Source organism: Rhizobium sp. R711 (assembly GCF_002211365.1).
In the GTDB taxonomy this organism is placed as follows: Bacteria; Pseudomonadota; Alphaproteobacteria; order Rhizobiales; family Rhizobiaceae; genus Rhizobium.
The window spans coordinates 15,433-34,225 of sequence record NZ_LOKZ01000014.1 but is presented as its reverse complement, the minus strand read 5'-3'; the positions used below and the strand labels follow the sequence as shown (position 1 = coordinate 34,225).

Here is an 18,793-nt window from a genome sequence, read left to right as displayed (position 1 = left end):
CTCGTCGGCGAAAAGACCTCCTCGCCCCCGCTTGCAAGAATGAACGCTGCGACGATCCCGGAGGTTGCCGCGCCTGAAACGATCAGATCGACACGCTGGAGTATGGACGGCTCTGTCGTCGAATGGCTCGGCCATCCATCGATTTCGCGCCATGTGCCGTCTTCGCTGCAATGTGATCATAGTATCTATTTTCTCTCCAGTCGACGCCGAGCAGCACAAATTCGGTCTAATATTGTTATTATTCAATGGTTTCAACGCAATAGCTCGGCACAATAGACCGGCAATCCAAGAATAATCCCATTTTACCTTGCTATCGATCGACCAATGTCGTTACATATCTTCGGCCATACAGTCGCGCGCAGCAATGTTGTTTTCACGAATCGTCACGCTATATGCGTTCCTCTTGTGGACGAGACCAGATTGACGAGAGGTATGCGGTGTTTCGGCAAAGCCTCGATCTACTTTTGAGCCCGTTGAGCGGGATTGGCCTGATTTCCACCGACGTGTTCGACACGCTGCTGTTGCGTCACCCGAGATCTAAGCGCTCGCGGCTCGTGGAAGCAGAGCGACGCTTCGCACGTCTTTTGGAGCGACAAGGGATCACTGCCAGCCCCGAGGATCTGTTACGGGTGAGGCTGCTTGCCGAGAAGTTTGCATATCGAGCGCTGGAAGTCGGAGGCGGTGCGGGAGACATTCGCCTTTCCGATATCGTCGCGCGGCAGCTGGCAATCCTCGGCCTGCCGTCAGACCTCTCGGATCGCCGCATCGCTATCGAAATAGATGTCGAGAAGACGTCGTTGTCGGCGAACGATCGGCTGGCAATGGCTTTGCGACAACAGCGAAAGGCTGGCATCCGCGTCATTGCCGTCTCTGACACCGGCCTTTGTGCCGACAAGCTGCGCGAATTGATCGTCCACTTTCATGGCTCCGACCTCATCGACACCGTCTATTCCAGTGCTGATCTTCAAGCGAGCAAACGCTCCGGAGCGCTGTTTTGTGCCATCCTTCGCGGCGAAAAGATAGCTCCTTCGGAAATGCTGCACATTGGCGACGACCGGCTCGCCGATTCCACCGTACCCGGTCAGTTGGGCATCCGCACACTACATGTGCCAAAGAGCCATATCCGCCGTTATGGTGCAAGCGCCGATGGCGCACGCACCGAGGCATTGAGGATCCTTCGCCGCAGGCTTGCGCTTTCGCGCCCCAAATTCCCTGCCCTGAGGGACAGGAATTCGTTCGGTTGCGAGGTTTTCGGACCAATCGTCGCGCAATTTTGCCTGCTCATCTGGCTTTACGCGATACAGGCTCAGGCGCAGGGGGACTACACTCTGGCGTTCTGCGCGCGGGGCGGTATTGGCATTCGGCAAGCCTTTGAAGCACTGCTTGCAAGGTTGCAGCTGCCTCTCGACATTCCTCGTGAGAACATCCTCGTTTCGAGACTGGTTGCCGCACGCACGGCTCTGGAGACACGCAGCCCAGCCGTTCTCGACGAGCTCGGCCGGGAATTTGAAAAAGACAGCTTTGCACAGGTGGCGCATGCACTGGGTGGCGGTGCCACATACGAATTGCCCTCCAGCTGGAACGCCCCATTTGTGCCGGCGCGCTTCTTCGAGATGTTGAGCAGCGCTTCCGGCCTGCCGGTGCTTAACGACGTCATTCGACAAAATCAGCTTTTCAGGCGACATCTCGATATGGTCTGCGGCCCTGCAAGACGTATTATCCTTTGTGACACCGGCCTTTATGGGAGCACACAGCGGCTGCTGGCTGCAGGGCTCAAGGACCGGCATTTCGAAACCATTCAGTTCGCCCGCTGCAACTACAAGAGGTTGAGCGAGGATCATTTTCCTGATGTGACGGGATTGATGGCTGACGCGAACCTTTATAACCCTCTCAGGATTGAGACGGTGGTCTTGCGCTACTGGCACGTTGTCGAAAGCCTCTTCGAACCCGCCATCCCTTCGGTGCGCCACCTGACGGAGCAAGACGACGGAACAGTCTCGGGCAATTCAGGAATGATTGCCCACGATGCCATCGATGCTACGGCAGGCAACGAATTGCTCAAAGGTGTGCTGGATTATGTCGACCAGGTCGAGAGCGGCGCGCAGGTGATGCAGCAAGCCGACGTCGCCTGGATAAGACTGAAGCGCGCAATCACCAATCCCAGCGCCTTTGACAGGATGACGCTGAATATCGGACCGCGATCAATCGATTTTGGCCGCGGCGAAAGCATCCGCGTCCTGGGGCCGACGGGCCAAACAGGGCTTGCAAATCGGCTGATAGGAACCAAGTCGCAGCTCTGGCGAGAAGGCGCAATTGCGCGCGATTTTCCGCGCCTGAAATTTGCCCTGCTTCCTGCATTGGAACTTTTGCATATCGCACGCGGCATATCGGCACGTCTTTATCGGTGATGGGCGCCAAGGCGCGCCCCTGGCTCGTCTTAGCGCGAGATTTGCGGCACGGCAGGCGCCAAGGAAAGATGTTGATCGGACTTTCACGCGGGAACTGTCACTTGGCCGCGTCACGGCCGGGGTGTAGGAGCATGTCATGCTGGCATTTCAGGCGATGCAAGGAGCCGGGTGGCTTGTCTTCTCGCGCTTTGTCGGGCGTATCATCGACTTCTTCACGCTGCTCGTCCTTGCGAGAATACTCTCTCCGGCGGATTTCGGCCTGGCGGCTCTTGCAACCTCTCTCGTCGTCATCATCCACACTGTATTGGAAATACCCGTAACGCAGGCACTCGTCCGCCTGCCCGAAATCGACAAGAGCCATCTTGATACTGCGTTCACGATCGGACTGATCAGAAGCGGTCTCATTGCAGTCATCGTTGTCGCAGCCGCCTGGCCCTTTGCATTCTTCAATCACGAGGCAATGCTCATGCCACTCGTTGCGGTTCTAGCACTTGGCCCGATCTCCAGAGGGCTTTTGAGCCCCTCGATGGTCCAATTCGCTCGCGAACTTGGTTTCCGGCAGACATTCATTCTGGAGTTTTCCGGCAAGCTATGCGCCAGCATTATCGCCACCCTCATCGTGCTTTCTGGCGGTGGCTATTGGGCAATCGTTGCCAATTTCGTCATCGCGTCGGGTGCTGCCAGCATCGTCTCCTACATGCTCGCCCCCTACCGGCCGGCTCTGTCCTTGACCCGGCTGGGCGACTTTGTCGGCTTCATCGGCTGGTTCAGTTCTGCGCAGCTGATCTCCGCACTGAACTGGCAATTCGATCGGTTTCTGATTGGATCGCTGGCGGATCGGTCGACGCTTGGGCGATATGCCGTTGCCAGCGACGTCTCCGTGATCCCGACGCAAAGCATCATAGGCCCTGCCCTGCAGCCGGTCATGGCCGCGTTTTCGCTGATCAGTCATGATCGCGTTCGAACCAGGTCCGCCTTTCTCAAGGCTGCGCAGTTTGCCATGCTCATCTCTCTCCCGCTCTGCGTCGGCATGTCCTTGACTGCCGATCTCGCGACCACACTGCTGCTTGGCCAAAAATGGAGCGGGGCGGCTCCCCTCCTCAGCCTGCTTGCCCTTGCGGTGGCACCTATTGCCTATTTCCAGACACTCTACTGCGTCAGTCTAGCGCTCGACCGACCAAAGATCTTCTTTCGCCTTAACGCGGTCGACCTCGGTTTCAGGCTGGTGCTGCTGCCATCAGGATTTTATTTCGGTTCGATAATGGGCGTGGGCATCGCCAGGATTTTGCTATCGTCTTTGATGTTTGCGTTTTATCTTGGCGAGACCCGAAGCCTTCTTGCCATCGGAATTCGCCGACAATTGCACAATCTTTGGAAACTCGCCCTTGCGTCAGTCGTGATGGCGATTTCGGTCCTTTTTCTGCGCGAGACCCTTGCTGCTGAGCAGTTGCATCCCGTCATCGAACTGGCGGCCGCAGTAGGCGTGGGCGCTGCAGCCTATGGCGGCATATTGCTTCTTCTCGGCGTCAGGTTGATTGCTGGACCTGGACACCTTGAGCTCGTCGACAGGAGCTGAGTTCGCCGGCCTTCAAAACAGCGCCCGCAACAGACCGGTCATCGAATGCCGATTGGTGTTCAGCCGGTACGAAAGTCCCTGCTTTGCACGCCGGTTCGGCAAAGCCGCCGTCAAAATCAAAAAAGCGATGAGCGCGGCTCGCCTTTTGACGGGGGCCTGGCTTTCCCATACACGGCGCAAGAGGCGAGCCAAGGTCCTGACCGGCACTGGCAGGCCCTCTGCAACAGCAAGGTAGAATGATCGCTCCAAATAGAAATGCGTGTCTTCGGCCGGGGCAAGGTATTGTGCCTGCGCCAAAGGCTCCAGGATGCGCCGCAAATGATTCATCCGGGCAACAAAACGGGATAGCTCGCGCCGCAGCAGCCCGGCGTCAACGGGCCGGCCGAGGCCCGATGCGTTACGGTCGTGGACCCTGTAGAAGCCGAGTGGCTCGGACAGGCTGACAACGTCGCCCATAAAAGGTGCGGCAAACAAAATGATGCCATCAACGGCGGCGTCGTAGTCCGCCTCGTTCAGAAAGCGGCAGGCGTCGCGGCGAAACACGTTGCCCGACGTCGGCGGGGACGCGTAGGTGCCTGTTTTCAATACGCGCGATGCGAGTGCGCAATGATCGCGAAAAGATCCCAGTTTGGGAACCGGCTCTCCGATGATAGCGCCATTGCGATCGATGCGTGTGAGAGGGAACTGCAGCTTTGCGACGCGATCGTCCAGTTTTGAGAGAATGATTGCGAGAGAACCGGTCCGCAGCTCGTCGTCGGCATCCAGGAAGAGCACAAACGGCGCGCGCGTCTTGCTCAGGCCATAAAGACAGGCCGCTCGTTGACCACCGTTTTTGATCCTGTATGCGCGCGCGTCATATTGCTGGATGACACTCCAGGACGCGTCGGTCGAACCATCGTCTACGACAATCAGCTCACACTCGTCGCACCGCTGTTCAAGCACGCTCCTAATTGCAAGCGATACATAGTCTGCGTAGTTCCAGCAGGGAATTATGACGGCAAGCCGCGGCTCGGCCACGGGCATGGCAGGCTTTGTCATGAATGCGCCCTGTTGATGACGGTTCCCACCACGTTGGCGCCTGCCCGGCGCAGAAGGCGAATGCACTCTGTGACCTCATCGATGGTTGTCTCGCCGGCCAACGCCAGCACAATCACGGCGTCTGCAAAGCTTGCCAGTGCCAGCGCATCCATCGAACCCTCAAGCGGCGGCAGGTCGAGGACAACGTCACCCCTTTGCTGCGAGGCCTCGATGAGCTGCTGAACTCGCGCATCGCGGAAGTCGGCAAAGAGGTTTGTGTCGGCATCCTTCGAGTGGATCGGGAGGACCGAAACCAGTCCAACGTGATCGAAGGAAAGCTGATTGAACAAGACGTTCGCAAATGCGGCACCGGCCAGCGAGGTGGTTGGCGGGACCGACCCGTCGAGCCCCCGTGGACCCTCACGCGTTGGGGCTGCCTGGAATAGCGTGACACCACGGCCACCGCGGCTCATCAACTGGGCAAGGGCGGTGGAGATTGTCGTAACACCGGTCTTTGGAGACCAGGACACAACTGCCACCGTCATGCTTCGATCGTTGCGAAGACGTGCACTGGCGATCTCGATCGACGTGCGAAGGTCGTGAATTGCGCCGACAAAACGTCGTTGGCGAGGGGTGTCGATGCGCCACGGCACCGTATTTGCGCCTGGAACATCCGGAACCGATCCGAGGCAAAGTATACCTGTATCTCGCGCGAGATCTTTGGCGTCTCGCACCTTCCGGTCAAGTGCGAGATTGACCGCAATGAGACCAAGGCCGCCACACAGTCCCAGCATGCCCCCAAGTGCCAAGATCAATGATTTGCGAGGACCGGAAGGGCTTACCGGCGGAAGAGCTGCACCAATCACCCGGGCATCCGCGTCCGGTATGGGGATTGCAGGCAATGCTCCCTTGTGCATGCCCTCGCGCGCTGCCTCAACCTGAAATCCAAGCGCATCCAGCCGCCCCTGCAGTGCGTCCGTCCCCGCTCGAGCGGTTTGCTCCTTGAAGGAGACGACCTGAAACAAGTAACCGGCGATGATGCCATTGGCGACCCGCGCCGGCAGGGCCGGGTCAGAGGCGGAATAGGCGATTTCAATGACAAATGACTGTCCAACGCGGCGTACATCAAGGTGTCGCACGAAATTCAAGAACGCGGCACGCTCGCTATCATTTGCAAGATCTGTAGCTTGAGCCGAGGCTTGCGACATCTTGCCAGTCACTGGCTCCAGCCGCTCGGCGGGGGGAAACAGGGTTCGAAAAAACGAAAGCATGGGGTCGAGAGGACCGGGCGGGCGCGGTCCAAGTTCCGGCGTGTCCTTCAAATTTTGACTGTCGAACACCGCTGAAAGCAGCCGCTCCGATTTGATGGTCTGCAACTCACTGTCGACACGGGCGCTATCCAATGTTTGCTGAGCGCCCCATTCCTGGCCCGAAGCGGCCGATTGGCGCGGTTCAAACAGCAGTGTTGCCATGGCATCATATGTCGGCGGTAGCGAACGCGCATAAAGACCGGCCAACAACAAGCCGGCCAGCGTGCACACCAGCAGGGGCATCTTGTAGCGATAGCCAAGAGCAATCAGATAGCGAAGCAGGGCAATTGGGCCATCTTCGCTACCTTCGGATTGTACCTCGTTTAGGCGGAAGAGCCGCGCTGTCGGATCAAGTGGCCTCGGATTGTTGAACATCATAGGGCCTCATGCCGGCATGCGGGCAGTCCGATTGGTTGTCTTGGTGAAATCGCTGCCGCTCGTTCAGGTTCCAGTCGTCCCCGCATGAGATCGGCGACTGCCAAAAGATGGCCCTTGGCGCGTCCCTTCAGATCGATCAACGGCTCGGGCCAGACGATGCGCGCGATATCGCTGATAGCATTGCGCAAAATATCGACTGCAACATCGGCAATGCTGATCATGCCCTTACGCATCATGTATACCACGCATGACCTTGACGAGGATATCGCACCAGTACCTCCAATATTTGAACCTAATCCGGGCGAGCAGCCGATGGCACGCCGGCCGCAGCAACGCGTCGGCTGTCGAAGCACGTGAAAGGCGCGGGTCGTCCGCGCCAAAGGCCTCAGTAGCAGCCGCGCGAGCGCAAAATGGCCGGGATGGTCTTGATCATGATTGCCAGATCTCCACCAAGAGTGTTTTCCCGGACGTAGCGGACATCAAGTTGCACCCGTTCTCGGTAACTGGTGTCGCTGCGACCGCTGATCTGCCACAGTCCGGTAAGACCCGGACGAACCCTGATGTAGTCGGCAAAATGGGTGCCGTAGAGCTCGACTTCACTCGCGACGATCGGGCGAGGACCGACGAGGCTCATACGACCCTGGACCACGTTGAGCAGCTGGGGGATTTCATCGATACTACTCTTGCGAAGCAAGGCGCCAAAGGGCGTGACGCGAGGATCGTTTCTGAGCTTGCGAGTGGCATTCCACTCTTGCTCAAAATGCGGATTGTTCGCGAGATGGCGCGCAAGAACGGCATCGGCATCTTTGACCATGGTCCGGAACTTCAAGCAGCGAAACACCACGCCGTTCTTGCCGATCCGCCGATGCGCGATGAAAATCGGCCGGCCCTGCAACACGAGCAAGATGGCCATGACCATTAGGATCATTGGCGATAACACAAGCAGGCCAATCGCGGCAAAGCTGGCGTCTAGGACATACTTGCATGCGGCTGAAACCCAGTTCTTCACCGCATCCCTCCGCAAGCCTGTGCCGCGGTTCGTCTTGCTGAACTTGTCGAAACTTCGACTGAGATCAATTTGCCGCATCTGCGTACTCCCCATGTAACAATAAGTCTGGGACATGCAGAAATGCCGAACTGGCATGCATACGGAAGTTAACAAGGATTAAACGAATTGACAATAATTTTAGGCATTGCAATATATAACGTTACTAGCGGGGATAAACGGAAGAACTTCAGAAAAATACTGTCTTATTCCACAATGCAGCCCATTTGTATTTTACATATAAAGACTTAGACAAACTGCGCCCCCGCCGCATATCGATTATGTGAAATTGTGGAGCGTGGCGTGAGGGTTGCAATCATTCACTACTGGCTCGTGCGGATGCGCGGTGGCGAGAAGGTTCTCGAAGCCCTTTGCGAGATCTTCCCCAGTGCCGACATATATACACATGTGTGCGACGTCTCTGCCATTTCGGACAAGCTCAAAGCCCACAAGATCCAGACCACCTTCATCGGCGCGCTGCCTTATGCCAGAACGATGTACAAGAAGTATCTGCCGCTGATGCCAATGGCACTCGAGCAGATCGATCTTGGCTCCTACGACCTTGTCATCAGCAGTGAGGCGGGACCGGCAAAAGGTGTTATCCCGACCTGCCCGGCGCTACACGTGTGCTATTGCCATTCGCCGATGCGCTACATCTGGAACATGTACAACAAATATTACGACAGTTCCGGCCTCATGACGCGCCTGATGATGCCGCCTCTGGCGCACTATCTGCGGACTTGGGATGTCGCAACCGCCAATCGCGTCGATGATTTCGTCGCCAACTCCTTGACCGTTGCCCAGCGAATTAGGCGCTATTATCGACGCGACGCTTCGGTCATTCATCCGCCAGTCGATACTGCTGCCTTTTCGCCCGTTGCACCCTGCGAGCTCGGCGACTATCACCTGATGGTCGGCGAACTCGTCAGCTACAAGAGACCCGATCTCGCGGTGGAGGCCTTCAACCGACTGAAAGCCAAGCTCGTCGTCATTGGCGGTGGCGAAATGCTGGAGCGGCTTCGGCGGATCGCAGGTCCGACCGTGACGATCCTGGGTTCGCAACCCTTCGACGTTCTCAAGCATCATTACGCGCGCTGCAAGGCGCTTGTGTTTCCGGGCGAGGAAGATTTCGGGATCGTCCCCGTCGAAGCGATGGCGAGCGGGCGACCGGTTGTTGCTTTTGGGCGCGGTGGTGCAACCGAAACAGTCATTGCCAACAAGACAGGCGTCTTCTTCGCAAATCAGACGGTGGAAGAATTGATTGATGCGGTGGAACGGATCGAGCGAATGGAGTTCAATCCCGCCGATGCACTATCGCGCGCTGCAGAGTTTCGCCGTGATGTCTTCATCGGGCGCTTCCGCGCCTTTGTCGAGCGAGCGACCGGCGCCGAGCTTGCACTTCGCGCCTAACAACTGGAACAGGACGAGGACCTTGATAGAAGCGGTACGGAGGAGGAGCATGCGACACCCATGCCCGAACTGGCTTGACGAATTTTTGAACGTGCTCATACCATGTGTCCGTTCTGCGGCAGCAGCATGCCTGATATTTTGCGCAAACGCGGCCATGGCCGCCGACTACATCCTCGGCCCTCAGGACATATTGAAAATACGGGTATTCGAATGGCGGCCAAGCACTGCAACAGCGTTCGAATGGGTTCCGCTCACGGGTGATTTTTCCATTTCGGCGGCTGGGAATCTCTCCCTCCCGATCATCGGCACCATTCCGGCGGCGGGCAAGACCCTTGAGCAGTTGTCTGCGATGATTAGCGAGAGGCTGCAAAATCAGGTTGGATTACAGAAGCGTCCCAATGCGGCGGTGGAGATCGCCTCCTATCGCCCGTTTTTTGTCACAGGCTTGGTCGCCACTCCCGGCAAGTACAACTTCAGCCCTGGATTGACCGTCGAGCAGGCGCTGAGCATGGCGGGCGGCATCGGACGGGTTGATGCGAACCTCATTGAATTGCAACGCGAGGCCTTGTCTGGACGCGGCGATCTCAGGGCACTGGAGGCCGAGCGTCTTGAACTCGTTGCGCGACAGGCACGCATTGATGCCACTCTCACAAATGCCGCAGAGGTCACCTTTCCTTCAGAACTCGTCTCTCAACAGGAGCAGCCGCGAATTGCCAGAATGATGAAGGACGAGCGAGCGCTCTTTGAAATGCGCGCCCATTCTATGGACGCGGAGATCGATGCGCTCAATCGGGCGAAATTGCTTGCGGTCAGCCAGATCGATGCCTTGAAAGCCAAGTCCGCCTCGCTTGCAAAACAGATTGAACTCGCCAACAAGGATGTTGGATCTGTCAACAAGCTGGTACAGCAAGGGCTTACCGTATCAGCTCGCCAGCTTGGATCCAGTCAGAACCTCGCCGAACTCGAAAGCCGCAACCTCGATGTCTCCTTGGCCATTTTGAAGACGCAGCAGGACATGACCAAGGTCGACCAGGACATCGGTGATGTCCGCAACCGTTATCGGATCGACGCGCTGACCGAAGCCGCCCAGTTGCGTGACCGTTTTGCGTCCAATGCGGAGAAAATCTCGACCGAGCGTGATCTTTTGAGAAATCTGGAAATCCGGGCCCCGTCCGCAATCGCTACTTTAGAGGAAGACAAGGACAGCTATGCTTTTGTAACCACGATCAACCGCGTCATTGATGGCAGCGTGGAAAGTCTTATTGCCAACGACAACGACCCGGTATCGCCCGGTGACGTCCTGCGCGTTGAACGGCGCGAGCGACCTCGATCCGCTGTAAGCGTTAGCAGCAACTGAAAGCTTGCGTCCGGTACGTGCCGGTTGTAATGCCCAGAAAAACGACGTCGGAGCAACCATATGGCATCGACGCTTCTAATCCTGTTTGCGATCGGCGCGGCATGCGCACTGCGCGCGCCAATTCTCATCGTTACACTCATTCTGTTGGCCGTGATGATCGCCCACGCAATCGCCAGCTATTCCGGCGGAAGCACTTTTCTGGGCTCGCTTGGATGGGGATTGGTCTTTGCCGGCAGTCTCGAGGCGGGCTACCTCTTTACGCACGGTATCCTTTATTTCCTGTATGTGCGGGGCGCCCGCCGCAAGGTTTAGTCCAGGTAGTGCGCCGATTGGAAAAGGCCAACGGCGGCATTTCATCTCGACGAACAGCCCGTTGCATCTCAACAGTTGCCGCGAAGGCGTTCTCCTGCAGCTCGGCAGCTTCGCGAAACTCCAAACCAATCTGCAGCGCCGGCAATGGCCGCAGGCAGCAAGATTGCACGATCTCGGCAACGTCTTTCCAATTGAGCAACGCCCGACCGAAGCGGTTCATGCTCAAACTTCACGCTGCCGCCGGCATCGCGCAAGCAGTGCCGCCTTCAGAAACCGCTGCGGAACATTGCTGCATCCTTAGATCCTCCGCCTGACCGGCGAGAGCCTGCATGGCCACATTCGTCTGCTCTGCCTGGAAGCGTTCTGCTGCGTGATCTGGTAGTCCACCGTCGAGCTCTAAAAGTGCAGTCGATTGCTCGACGGACGACTGGACGATGGTGCCGATCTGTTGATTGATTGCCGCTCGATGGCGTCGAGTGAACCACCAACCCGACCGACCAGGCCGATATCGCCCGAGAGATCGCCGAAAGCCCGCGCGGCCAGGGTCTTGATCTCACTCGCAGCAGCGGCCGAGCGCTTGGCCAGTTTTCGTACTTCCTTAGCAACCATCGCGAACCCTTGCCGGCCTCCAGAGATTGGTCTGAAAGGCGATGTCGTCGATGACGCCGATGACGCCGATGATCTGTCCGATCTGCTCTGAAGAGCTGGCGATGTCTTGATGGCGGCGATAGTGCGGGAAACAATCCCTGCCGCCGCACACGTATCGGATTTGGCCGTATCGACCGATCTCTTTACCTCCCAGGCTCCCTTAGCCGACATCGTTACAGTTGTCGCGACCTCTTCAAGGGCGGCCGCAGCTTCCTTAGGGGCAGCCGCCTGTGCGTTGGCACCGCCCGAAAGATCGTCGGCTGTGGCACGCAGTTCGGCGCAGGCATCGTCAATCGATCCGGCATTCTTTCGGACCAGACGAACAAAGCGCCTCCAGCGTTTCGTTTGAGCGATTGTAGCTCCAGAGCTGGTGCAAGCAGCAAGGCCGCACTGGTTCGAGGCGAAAATGGCGAGGGCGGCGGCTGAATTTTCGGCAAGAAATTTTCACATTTCCTGAAATCCGCTCCAGACCGCGAGGGCGAATTGGCGAACATCTCTCAGTTCACGTGGTCGCCTGCGGCAGCGTCAAGGACCAGAGGTCCTTGCACTTCAAGCCGCACACGGCCCCTACCGATGCGCACGAGGCGTATGGGCGCCTGCTTTTCTTCGAGACGGCGACGCAACAGCAGGAGCCGGGTTTCGAGATTGTCCTTGATCTCCGGCATGCGCGCACCGGCCGCGAGCCGCATCTCCCGATTCGTGAATTCGCTCCTGCCGTCGCTCAGATGCCAATCGAGCATCAGGCGCAGCAGGCTGCCGGCAACGCCTTTCACGATATAGGCGCCATCGACGAAGACGCTGTCGTCGAAGCGGTGATGAACGACGCGGACTTGTCGCCCGACGGGGGCAGGTTCGGGCATGCGGACAGCTGGTTTCATCTCCGCTGCGGCCGCTTCCCGTTCGGTCGCCCTGAGTGCGCGGGCAGCCTGACCCGCCAGGATTTCGAGAGCCGCCTCGTCCTCTTCAAGGAAGGCGAGCCGCTGCTTGCTCTCGATGAAGAGCACGCCCGTCACCGAGCCGCTGGCGGTCATAGGAACGGCAATCTGGCTCATGGCTGTTGGCAATTGCGGAAAAGCGATGGTGCGCGTGGTGTTTTCCGTCTCCAGACCGATCGCTTCGCCAAACCGGCGCACGCGGCTCATGTCGCTGACCTTGATCGTCTGGCCACTCGTTGCCGCAGCGCCAATCAATCCCTCGCTGTCGGCAATTTCAGATCCAAGGCCCGAGCGCTCGTAGCCAATGCTGCCGGTCGTGATCAGGCAGTTGCGGTGGCTGTCGCGCATAAGGACGAGGGCATTATCGCATCCAAGAACCTGTTGGACGCCGTCAAGCAGGCTGTCGATGATCTCATCTGCCTCGGCCTGTTGATCGATGGCCTTGATCGCCCTGGCAAGCGCGGGAATATTGACAGCTGCACGGCCGGTGATTTGCACTGCCGTTTCCACTGGCGAAGGAACCTTTTCGATCCCATGCACCCGGAAAATGTCGGCGCTCCTCAGTCGCATGACGTCCGACATGCCGACCTGGGCGCTGCTCGCCTTGAGCTGACGGGCGATCTTGTCAAACAGTGCGCCGGTATCGACGGAACGCACGAAGCTGATATCGAGCAGGAACTGGTCTCCGGTCAAACCGTCGACGAGGATTAGCGTGACCTTGGGATTGGCGCGCACATTTGCTGCCGTCTTGGCGAAGAACTGGTTGGAAAGCGCGACATGCTCCTCATCGAGGCGCACCACATGGGAAAGATAGGATATGTTCGGCATGCCATCGGCCGAGGCCGTGGCGATGATGGAGGGGATGACACCTTCAAAGCAGGTGGAAAGATCGGAAAGCCTCAGGTTCATCGCGTGCTCGCATCAGATTTCTCGCCTGCCAGCATGCCAGCGAGCGGGCCGGGCGTTTGGACGTAGATTTCGCTGATCGCGAGCCTGGCGACGCGAGCCTCGCGCGCCGTCAGCCAGGGGGCGATCAGGCGCCGGGCCACACCGAGAGCTTCGAGCTCGTCGGTGGCCGCGGTCATGAAACGGTCGGCGCGATTAAGGTCGGGCGTTTCCGTATCCCGGATTGCGGCAGTACCCTTCAATTGGAAGCTCACATAGTCCGACGGGCTGACGAAGGTCGCGGCGATACGCCCGGTCTGGCGGATGCAGGGCTCGAGCCGCGGCCACTGCCAGGCGGAAAAGATGACGTCGATCGTCTCACGGTCTTCCAGGAGTTGGAAGCCGACGCCGCGTCCGGCGGAGGGCCGGCGCGTCTCGTCGGCCACCGCGATAATGCACATCAGCGGCCGATTGAAAAAGTCAAGAAGCCCGTCGTCGACCCTCACTGCTGTCCCCCATTGCTTGTTTCTAGCCTTCTTAGCAAACTTTTAGGAAATTCGGCATGGCTTGCACATTCATTTAGGAACGCCGGCTGTCATTGTGCGCTAGAGAAGCGTCGTACCGGCTGGACGGCCTGATAATCATCATCTGCCCGTCTTCGGCGGCCTTGCGCTGCCTAAACGAAAGACGTCGACACCATACGCCCCGCTATGCCGGGACGGTGGCACGACTTCTGCGTCCTGTCGCAAGAGTGGAAGCATCACGAACGTTGCGGTCCGAACCTGGAGAGAAAGAGATGAAAGAGTTTAGCGACGCGGCGGTCTCGCCGCCGGGACATGGGACGCCTGCGGTGGCATTCGGCAGGCATGTGATCCGCATGATGGCGGCCAATACCGGCGGTGCGCTCGGCATGTACGAAGCCTTCGTGGCGCCCGGCGACGGACCGCCTCTGCATCTACATCATCGTGAGGATGAGTTCTTCCGCGTCCTTGCCGGCCGCTTTGGCTTCTGGTGGGCCGATGACTACGTCGAACTCACGGAAGGCGGCTGCATCGCCCTGCCACGCGGTGTAGCGCACCGCTTCAGCAATGTCGGGAACGCGGAAGGCCGCCTCATGGTCATCGTCACCCCGGGCGGCTTCGAAAGCTTCTTTCCCATCTTTGAGCTCTGCAAGCCCGAAACGCCGGAGCAGATCGCCTCGGTCGCCAAGGACTTCGGCCTGATCTTTCCACCCGACGACGACCGCAAGGTCGCCTGACCACCCCAACACGCCCACTGAACCTGAACAACAACCCATGGAAAGGAGACCGAAGGATGACACATGTGCCTTCGAACGAAAACGGAATGACCCTGACGACCACGCAACTCGGCGCCTATCTCGCCCGGATTGGGGTCAAGCCTCCGGCTCGCCTTGACATTGGCAGCCTGTCGCAACTGCATCGCGCTCATCTCATGAGTTTTACATGGGAGGCGCTCGACGCCTTCATGGGATGGCCATCGGCGATAACCCCGGCTGCGGCCTTCGCCAAGATGGTCGAGAAACGGCGCGGCGGCTGGTGCTACGAGATGAATGGCCTCTTCGGCGCAGCACTTGCAGCACTCGGCTTCCGCGTGACCCGTCTTTGCGGCGGTGTCGACCGGGAAAGGCTGGGCGATATCGCGATCGGCAATCATTTGACGCTGCGTATCGACCTCGACCGCCCCTATCTCGCCGAGGTCGGCGTGGCGGACGCCATCATCGAACCGGTGCCGCTTGCCACCGGGCCGATCAGCCAGCGCGGCTTCGACTTCTCGATCATGCCGGCGGCAGGTGGCTGGCTGCGCTTCAACAACCATGTGCGCGGCATCGCCAAAAGCTTCGATTTCCGACCAGATCACAGTGACGAAGCCGCGATGCTCGCAACGCATGGCTGGCTGATGCAGGACGCCGCCTCGCCGTTCACCAATGCGCTTGCGGTCCTGCGGCATACGGAGAACGGCTATGTTGCCCTTCAAAACGACAGTCTGCGCCGCGTGACGGCGAACAGCGTCCGCGAGCAGCGCATCACAAGCGCCGACCAGCTTGCCGAAACGTTCGAGACCGTGTTCGACCTCGACATTCCAAAACCCGGCCGCGTCTGGGAGCGCCTCAAGGCCATCGGCCACGACAAGGTCGCCTGAGCCGAGCCCCCTCATTCCACATCCAAGGAACCATCCATGCTACACATACCTGCATTTGCCCTTGCTCTTGGCGTGAGCACGACGCTTGCCCTTGCTGCCGTGAGCGATCCGGCCCCGGCCGGGGCTTATAAGACCGACCCTTCGCATTCGAGTTTCAACTGGTCGTTCAACCATTCCGGCCTGTCGCGCTACACCGCACGCTTCACCAAGGTCGATGCACGCCTCGATTGGAAGCCGGAAAAGCCGGAGACTTCCACGCTCTCAGTCACGATCGATCCACTCTCAGTTCGCACCGACTATCCCTGGCCGCAAAAGGTCGACTTTGATGCGGAAATTGGTGGCGAGGAGACCTTCCTGGCCGCCAAGCCGATCACCTTCGTGTCGAAGACGATCCACGTAACGGGCCACAAGACCGGTACCGTCGAAGGCCTTCTCACCCTGCGCGGTGAGACACATCCGGCAACGCTCGACGTCACCTTCAACGGCTCTATGGCAAAGCACCCGATGATGGGGGTCGCGAAGATCGGCTTTTCGGCGACCGGCAGGATCCGCCGCAGCGAATGGGGGATGGATTTCGCAATCCCCGAACTCGGTGACGTCGTCACTTTCGCGATAGAAACGCAGATGGTGCCGGCTGATTACTCATTCCAGTGAGACACGAACTGAGATGCAGCTTTGACCAGAGGGCTGCATCTCAAACCCTTGCGTCAGGCCACTTCTGGCCCTTGAATCCGAACCGAGGACCATCCTGCTTGTGGGCCTGAATGCCGCGGCCGCATGGGATCCACTGCTTCGCCCTTACGAAAGAGCGCGGCTATCGGCGCACGCATTGATCGTGTCGGCGACCATGGTTGCCATCGAGGTCGGGCAGCCCATGTCGAGATTGGCATCAGACAGCGGGAAGAAATCCAGGCATCTCGGCGCGAGTATCGTAAAGTCGCGGGCTTTCACCGCTTCGGCTTTGGCTGATAAAGCCTGCGCCTTACGTTTCGACGCAAGGCATTGCGTACGTCCTTGTTGACGACCGCGAGATCGAACCATTCCGGATCGAAATGCCCGCCACACCATCTTTTGGTATCGACGTGCTCGGGATCGGTATTGTCTGACATAATCGCCAGGAAGCGCTCATAGCCGAAGACGCCACCCACATCTTCTGGCGGCCTGGCACGTTCTCCATCGACGCAATGTCCCTGCTTAGGCATGGTGTCGAGAGCCTGGAATTCCTCGACGTGGACCGTGTGGCGCCAGTTATCGCCGAAATCATAGACCTAGTTGAACAGAGAGCCCTCTTCGAAGTCCCGAAGGCGAACCTTTCGAAAGTCGAATACGCGCGGCTCATCGTCAAAGGCATCTTCCGTCAGTAAATCGATGTCGCCATAGCGCAGCCCACCGATCCCGAACTCGTGGAGATGATAGTTCCACCAGTTGAAGGCGGCCTGAACGACAAGATGCAGTTGTTCCAGGTTCCATAGCGACGGCAAAACGAGCCGACGCCAGATCCTTGGCTCGATTTCTTCCAGCGAAACGTGAAGTTGAACTGCGTTGATGGTTTTATACATGCCCACTTAAAGAACAGGACGGATAAAGTGGGGTCAAGTCATGCCCTTGATGGTCTGGGCAGAACCCGCCGCAGTCTCCTGGCCGCGGCGATTATCAGGACCTCGAAGCCGCTCCCGCTGACAGGGCGGGGGCGGCTTCGACGCAAGCGGCGGTCAAGGATGGTCGATTGGGGCGCCTGTCTGTGGACTGGCCGTCGGTGGTAGCGGTCCAAGCATGTTTTTAAGCCCAGCCCGCTTAGCGGATCCTCCCCGAAGAGACAGAACAGGCGCAGGCAAACGGACCTTCGCGGGATTGCAGCTTGCCAAGCCGGCGAGAATGAAAAACTGCAAGCCAAGATCAACCGTGGGGCCGGCAACGCATGCTCCAACGAAGAGACACAGGCACCCGTTGCGTGCGGCCAGACGAACGTCGGAGGCAAAGGTTCGCGCATTCCCTGGCAACCGTATCAGGACCGATACCATGAACAACAGGAAAAACAGCGCACCCGGAACGCCAATATTGGACAACACGGCAATTGGGAAGCTCGAAGTGCGCGCTGTGCCCAGTCCGACGCCAAGCCCAGAAGAGTCCCAAAAATTCTGAAGCCCGTAAGTGTTCCATGATCCTCTCTCCGCCGCCGAGGTCGACGTCGCCTTGTTCACCACGAGCACATCGACATAATCGCGAATGTCCTGGTAGAGCTCCTTGTGAAGAATCACGAAGAGTGTGATCACGACCATGATCGCTGGAGCAATCAGCACGAAAGCGGTGGCGTTTCGGCTCGCCTGCGTCACACCGCACCGGAAGACCGCTGTCCAATACAGGATCACCAGGCAGACCGGTGTTGCGACAAGCCCGGTGGTCGAGGTCGACAGAACGATCAGCAAAAATGTGGCTAGGGAAATCGGGCCGGTCCAAGCCGCTTTTCTCGACGAAAGCCACAATGTTCCCGTAAAGCCGAGTGCACCCAAGCTCGTGCCCGCAAAAGCCGATGCCTCGGGAAAGGAACCCACAATGCGCTTCATTCCATTGATCGTTTCATTCTCATGGAACGTGTATTGCGCGTTGCGCATGAATTGGAGGAGTGCCTGCGTCCCTGTCGCACTGGTTGTCAAGTCGAGCAACGCAAACAGCACGTTAAAGGCCGCATAGGCGATGAGCCCATTAACGAGTGCGTTGAAACCCGTCTGCGTCGACCCAACGGATGCAATCATCAAAAAGCACAGAAGGTCGGCGATCAGGTATATCGTCTGAGTAAAATTGCTCGATACAGGCCCCAGTGGGACAGCGCCGCGTGTGGAAGGATACTCGGACACGCCAAGGGGAATGATCAGACTTTGGCCCGCAAGCAGTCTTGGAAGGAAATAGGCAGTCGCTGCGCCGTAAACGACAAGGCATGCGAGCCAAAAGCCCGCCTTGCCGAAGCCAAGCATTCTCACCACGATCTCGCAGCGACGCCGCTTGGCCAGCGTTGCAACAGCGAGAAAAAGCAAGAACAGGTGCGCAGGCTGAACATTGGCCGAGCCGGCAAGCACTGCGGCGGCCGAGCCGAATATCGTCAATACCACGAAAATTGCGGCCGTTGACGTGTATCCGAGTGCAAGGCCAACAAGACCTAACGCCAGAGTGAATATCCCTATTGGCTCAATGCTCATCCTCTCTCACCCGATATGACAACGCGTTCATGCCCTTCGTTGACGATAATCGCTTGGAGAGCATCTTCTGTGCACCCTCACGGATCGGCAAGGCTCGCCTTTGGCGCATAGCTTCAGACCGGAGACAAACAAAACCCGAGGGGCCGAGCCATTGGTTG

General features: G+C 58.4%; 16 protein-coding genes and 1 pseudogene. 8 read left to right on the top strand and 9 right to left on the bottom strand.

What is annotated here, in order from left to right:
• Positions 1 to 437 precede the first annotated feature (437 nt).
• The gene (locus ATY80_RS15970) at positions 438 to 2,408 is read left to right on the top strand and encodes a hydrolase (RefSeq protein ID WP_088693357.1); all 1,971 of its coding nucleotides are present in this window, start codon (positions 438 to 440) and stop codon (positions 2,406 to 2,408) included.
• 136 nt (positions 2,409 to 2,544) lie between these two features.
• The gene (locus ATY80_RS15965) at positions 2,545 to 3,984 is read left to right on the top strand and encodes an oligosaccharide flippase family protein (protein ID WP_088693356.1); all 1,440 of its coding nucleotides are present in this window, start codon (positions 2,545 to 2,547) and stop codon (positions 3,982 to 3,984) included.
• 12 nt (positions 3,985 to 3,996) lie between these two features.
• On the opposite strand, the gene ATY80_RS15960 is transcribed toward ATY80_RS15965, so the two are convergent.
• From ATY80_RS15960 to ATY80_RS15945, 4 genes are all read right to left on the bottom strand, one after another.
• On the bottom strand, positions 3,997 to 5,022 hold the full coding sequence (locus ATY80_RS15960; RefSeq protein ID WP_088693355.1) for a glycosyltransferase family 2 protein: 1,026 nt from the start codon (positions 5,020 to 5,022) through the stop codon (positions 3,997 to 3,999).
• On the bottom strand, positions 5,019 to 6,686 hold the full coding sequence (locus ATY80_RS15955; RefSeq protein ID WP_348626637.1) for a Wzz/FepE/Etk N-terminal domain-containing protein: 1,668 nt from the start codon (positions 6,684 to 6,686) through the stop codon (positions 5,019 to 5,021). Before ATY80_RS15955 ends, ATY80_RS15960 begins: the two co-directional genes overlap by 4 nt.
• The gene (locus tag ATY80_RS15950) at positions 6,686 to 6,922 is read right to left on the bottom strand and encodes a hypothetical protein (RefSeq protein ID WP_189637176.1); all 237 of its coding nucleotides are present in this window, start codon (positions 6,920 to 6,922) and stop codon (positions 6,686 to 6,688) included. Before ATY80_RS15950 ends, ATY80_RS15955 begins: the two co-directional genes overlap by 1 nt.
• A 152-nt stretch (positions 6,923 to 7,074) precedes the next feature.
• Positions 7,075 to 7,776 carry a sugar transferase gene (locus ATY80_RS15945; protein ID WP_088693352.1) on the bottom strand — a complete coding sequence of 234 codons (702 nt, stop codon included), beginning with the start codon at positions 7,774 to 7,776 and terminating at the stop codon, positions 7,075 to 7,077.
• A gap of 297 nt (positions 7,777 to 8,073) precedes the next feature.
• Between ATY80_RS15945 and ATY80_RS15940 the strand changes: the two genes are divergently transcribed.
• The 3 genes from ATY80_RS15940 (at position 8,074) to ATY80_RS15930 (ending at position 10,813) form a co-directional block, all read left to right on the top strand.
• Positions 8,074 to 9,144, top strand: a complete 1,071-nt coding sequence (locus ATY80_RS15940; protein ID WP_088693400.1) for a glycosyltransferase — start codon at positions 8,074 to 8,076, stop codon at positions 9,142 to 9,144.
• Positions 9,145 to 9,298: 154 nt separating this feature from the next.
• Positions 9,299 to 10,501, top strand: a complete 1,203-nt coding sequence (locus ATY80_RS15935) for a polysaccharide biosynthesis/export family protein (RefSeq protein WP_245306849.1) — start codon at positions 9,299 to 9,301, stop codon at positions 10,499 to 10,501.
• 60 nt (positions 10,502 to 10,561) lie between these two features.
• On the top strand, positions 10,562 to 10,813 hold the full coding sequence (locus ATY80_RS15930) for a hypothetical protein (RefSeq protein ID WP_088693350.1): 252 nt from the start codon (positions 10,562 to 10,564) through the stop codon (positions 10,811 to 10,813).
• A gap of 396 nt (positions 10,814 to 11,209) precedes the next feature.
• On the opposite strand, the gene ATY80_RS15920 is transcribed toward ATY80_RS15930, so the two are convergent.
• The 3 genes from ATY80_RS15920 to ATY80_RS15910 all read right to left on the bottom strand — a co-directional run bounded on the left by ATY80_RS15920 (position 11,210) and on the right by ATY80_RS15910 (position 13,787).
• Complete coding sequence (locus ATY80_RS15920) at positions 11,210 to 11,422, bottom strand: hypothetical protein (protein WP_088693348.1); 213 nt, start codon at positions 11,420 to 11,422, stop codon at positions 11,210 to 11,212.
• A 536-nt stretch (positions 11,423 to 11,958) separates the two neighbouring features.
• On the bottom strand, positions 11,959 to 13,305 hold the full coding sequence (locus ATY80_RS15915) for a GAF domain-containing protein (protein WP_088693347.1): 1,347 nt from the start codon (positions 13,303 to 13,305) through the stop codon (positions 11,959 to 11,961).
• The gene (locus ATY80_RS15910; protein WP_088693346.1) at positions 13,302 to 13,787 is read right to left on the bottom strand and encodes a pyridoxamine 5'-phosphate oxidase; all 486 of its coding nucleotides are present in this window, start codon (positions 13,785 to 13,787) and stop codon (positions 13,302 to 13,304) included. Before ATY80_RS15910 ends, ATY80_RS15915 begins: the two co-directional genes overlap by 4 nt.
• A gap of 290 nt (positions 13,788 to 14,077) precedes the next feature.
• Between ATY80_RS15910 and ATY80_RS15905 the strand changes: the two genes are divergently transcribed.
• Genes ATY80_RS15905 through ATY80_RS15895 form a run of 3 tightly spaced genes read left to right on the top strand, consistent with a single transcriptional unit; the run spans position 14,078 to position 16,095 of the window.
• Complete coding sequence (locus ATY80_RS15905; protein ID WP_088693345.1) at positions 14,078 to 14,539, top strand: cupin domain-containing protein; 462 nt, start codon at positions 14,078 to 14,080, stop codon at positions 14,537 to 14,539.
• 56 nt (positions 14,540 to 14,595) lie between these two features.
• Positions 14,596 to 15,441 carry an arylamine N-acetyltransferase gene (locus tag ATY80_RS15900; RefSeq protein WP_088693344.1) on the top strand — a complete coding sequence of 282 codons (846 nt, stop codon included), beginning with the start codon at positions 14,596 to 14,598 and terminating at the stop codon, positions 15,439 to 15,441.
• A gap of 36 nt (positions 15,442 to 15,477) precedes the next feature.
• Positions 15,478 to 16,095 (top strand): YceI family protein, encoded by a 618-nt coding sequence (locus ATY80_RS15895; RefSeq protein ID WP_088693343.1) that lies wholly within the window; start codon positions 15,478 to 15,480, stop codon positions 16,093 to 16,095.
• 293 nt (positions 16,096 to 16,388) lie between these two features.
• On the opposite strand, the pseudogene ATY80_RS15890 reads toward ATY80_RS15895, so the two are convergent.
• A pseudogene (locus tag ATY80_RS15890) lies at positions 16,389 to 17,000 on the bottom strand (plasmid pRiA4b ORF-3 family protein).
• Between the two features lie 153 nt (positions 17,001 to 17,153).
• Positions 17,154 to 18,635, bottom strand: coding sequence for a hypothetical protein (locus tag ATY80_RS15885; RefSeq protein WP_189637175.1), 1,482 nt, complete (start codon positions 18,633 to 18,635; stop codon positions 17,154 to 17,156).
• Positions 18,636 to 18,793: the final 158 nt, after the last annotated feature.

Excerpts from the sequence above, each read along its gene's own strand:
- ATY80_RS15960 (WP_088693355.1), bottom strand. The coding sequence starts at position 5,022 with ATGACAAAGCCTGCCATGCCCGTGGCCGAGCCGCGGCTTGCCGTCATA.
- ATY80_RS15935 (WP_245306849.1), top strand. The coding sequence starts at position 9,299 with ATGGCCGCCGACTACATCCTCGGCCCTCAGGACATATTGAAAATACGG.
- ATY80_RS15900 (WP_088693344.1), top strand. The coding sequence starts at position 14,596 with ATGACACATGTGCCTTCGAACGAAAACGGAATGACCCTGACGACCACG.
- ATY80_RS15930 (WP_088693350.1), top strand. The coding sequence starts at position 10,562 with ATGGCATCGACGCTTCTAATCCTGTTTGCGATCGGCGCGGCATGCGCA.
- ATY80_RS15955 (WP_348626637.1), bottom strand. The coding sequence starts at position 6,686 with ATGTTCAACAATCCGAGGCCACTTGATCCGACAGCGCGGCTCTTCCGC.
- ATY80_RS15905 (WP_088693345.1), top strand. The coding sequence starts at position 14,078 with ATGAAAGAGTTTAGCGACGCGGCGGTCTCGCCGCCGGGACATGGGACG.
- ATY80_RS15885 (WP_189637175.1), bottom strand. The coding sequence starts at position 18,635 with ATGAGCATTGAGCCAATAGGGATATTCACTCTGGCGTTAGGTCTTGTT.
- ATY80_RS15950 (WP_189637176.1), bottom strand. The coding sequence starts at position 6,922 with ATGCGTAAGGGCATGATCAGCATTGCCGATGTTGCAGTCGATATTTTG.
- ATY80_RS15920 (WP_088693348.1), bottom strand. The coding sequence starts at position 11,422 with ATGGTTGCTAAGGAAGTACGAAAACTGGCCAAGCGCTCGGCCGCTGCT.
- ATY80_RS15965 (WP_088693356.1), top strand. The coding sequence starts at position 2,545 with ATGCTGGCATTTCAGGCGATGCAAGGAGCCGGGTGGCTTGTCTTCTCG.
- ATY80_RS15945 (WP_088693352.1), bottom strand. The coding sequence starts at position 7,776 with ATGCGGCAAATTGATCTCAGTCGAAGTTTCGACAAGTTCAGCAAGACG.
- ATY80_RS15940 (WP_088693400.1), top strand. The coding sequence starts at position 8,074 with ATGCGCGGTGGCGAGAAGGTTCTCGAAGCCCTTTGCGAGATCTTCCCC.
- ATY80_RS15895 (WP_088693343.1), top strand. The coding sequence starts at position 15,478 with ATGCTACACATACCTGCATTTGCCCTTGCTCTTGGCGTGAGCACGACG.
- ATY80_RS15915 (WP_088693347.1), bottom strand. The coding sequence starts at position 13,305 with ATGAACCTGAGGCTTTCCGATCTTTCCACCTGCTTTGAAGGTGTCATC.